This window comes from Kitasatospora sp. NPDC056783, assembly GCF_042789895.1.
GTDB lineage: Bacteria > Actinomycetota > Actinomycetes > Streptomycetales > Streptomycetaceae > Kitasatospora.
This window is the reverse complement of sequence record NZ_JBHUAF010000674.1, coordinates 1-1,819: the sequence shown is the minus strand read 5'-3', so window position 1 is coordinate 1,819 and position 1,819 is coordinate 1. Positions and strand designations below refer to the sequence as shown.

2 protein-coding genes and 1 riboswitch are annotated in these 1,819 nt (G+C 72.3%); both genes read right to left on the bottom strand.

Annotated features, from left to right (window positions below; translation table 11 throughout):
* Positions 1-533 (bottom strand): hypothetical protein (locus ACFRMQ_RS40505; protein ID WP_380735926.1); only part of this gene is annotated, 533 nt, incomplete at its 3' end.
* A gap of 207 nt (positions 534-740) precedes the next feature.
* Entirely contained in the window at positions 741-1,604 is an 864-nt protein-coding gene (locus tag ACFRMQ_RS40500) for an MBL fold metallo-hydrolase (protein ID WP_380735925.1), read from the bottom strand.
* An 11-nt stretch (positions 1,605-1,615) separates the two neighbouring features.
* Positions 1,616-1,683, bottom strand: a riboswitch (guanidine-III (ykkC-III) riboswitch).
* Between the last annotated feature and the right edge of the window lie 136 nt (positions 1,684-1,819).

Genomic DNA, 1,819 nt, shown 5'->3' with positions numbered 1-1,819 from the left:
GAACGCGCCCGGCCGGACCACCACCACAGCGAGCCCAGGAGCAGCAGCCCCGGGACGACCCCGGCGACCGCGCCGACGGCCGCCGTCGGCGCGTCGCCGAGGGCCAGTACCAGGCCCGCCAGCGAGCACAGCGTCATCGTGCCGCCGAGGAGGCGCAGCGAGGGCCGCTGCCAGAGCGCCGCGAGGACGAAGAGGTGCGCGCTCACGACGGTGGCGATCCAGGGCGCGGCGGCCAGCGGGTTGTGCAGCAGCAGGTTGGCCACCGCGGTACCGGCGACGATCGCGGCCACCTCGGCAGCCGGGATGAACTGGTAGTCGCGCCCGACGGCGTTCGTCGGCCGGCCTCCGGTCCGGTCCAGCGTGGCCTCGCTGCCGTCCCACCGGTTCCAGAGCCCGAACAGCGCGATGAACGCGCCCAGCGACACCACCCGCAGCCCCACCTCGACGGCCGGGGGCAGTGTGCCCGCGCCGGTCTGGACGAACACGAGCCCGACGACGGCTCCGAGGATCCGGGCGGTTCGATCAGTTGACATGGGTGTCAGTCTGAGCCCTGGTCGGATCGTCGGACAAGCCGACCCCGCTACTCGCTTCGGCCGGCACTCGGCCACCCTGCGGCTCGGCCGACCCCGTCACCACCACACGCCCCACCCGGACCACATCCCCGCGCCGTTCGACTTCGAACTGGACCTGGCGCGCCTGGTGCCCTACCGGGATCGACCGACCTCGGGGCCCTCGGGGGTTCACTCGTGCGGCCAGAGGATCAGGTCGTCCAGCGGGTAGCGGCGCGGCCGGTCGCCGAGTTCGGTGACGGCGGCGCGGATCCGGTGCAGGTGGGCGACGGTGAGCTGGAGCGGGGGCTCGTCGGGCTGGTGGGTGGTGCGGATCGGGTAGTCGACGCCGGGTTCGCGGGTCATCTCGATGTGGCAGCCGAGGACGTGCGTCACCGGGTGGCTCTCGGTGAAGGCGATCAGCCGCTCGATCGTCCGCCCGAAGGCCGGCCAGTCGTTGATGTAGAGCCGCCCCGGGTAGACGGTGTCGCCGGTGAGGAGGAAGCCGGTCCACGGGTCGTAGAAGGTGACCGAGGCCTCGTGGTGTCCCGGGGTGGCCAGGCACGTCAGTACCCGTCCGCCGCCGAGGTCGACCGGGGACACGCCTTCGGCGTCCTGGTCGAAACCGAAGAACGGCCAGGCCGTGGTGAGTCGCGCGCCGACCACGGTGGTGGCGGGCCGGTCGGCGAACTGGCCGTCGCCCGCGATGTGGTCCCCGTGCGCGTGGGTGTGCAGGACGAGCAACTCGTAGTCGTCAGCGGGCCGGGAGTTGCGGGTGAGCCACTTCTCCACCAGCTCGTCCACGGTGGCGCGCAGCGGGAAGTACGCGGCCTCGGCCGTCGCCCCGGTGTCGATCAGCACCGCGCGGTCCGCCCCGAAGAACAGGAAGACGAACGGCGCCTCGTAGTGGACGGCCTTGTTCTGCCGCAGGATGACGGTGTGCTCGTCGTACTCGTGGACCTGGATGTCCGGGTCGGTGTTGTGCTTCGCGGACGGGGAGCCGTGGATCCACCGCACGTCCAGCGGACGGGTGATCGGGGTACCGGCAGCGGACATGACGCCTCCACAGTGCGTCGTCTTGCCAGGCCGGGTACGGCGCACGTCTCGTCCGGGGCCGACGCCGTCGCGCCGCCCCGGGGACGTTAGCACGGGCTGCCGCGGCCTCAGTCGACGCTGGGAGACATGTTCCGGGTGAACTCGACGAAGTCGGTCCAAGCGTCAGCGGGGAAGGCGAGCCGGGGCCGACCGGGTGAACAGGCGACCGCCGGCCC

Excerpts from the sequence above, each read along its gene's own strand:
- ACFRMQ_RS40500 (WP_380735925.1), bottom strand. The coding sequence starts at position 1,604 with ATGTCCGCTGCCGGTACCCCGATCACCCGTCCGCTGGACGTGCGGTGG.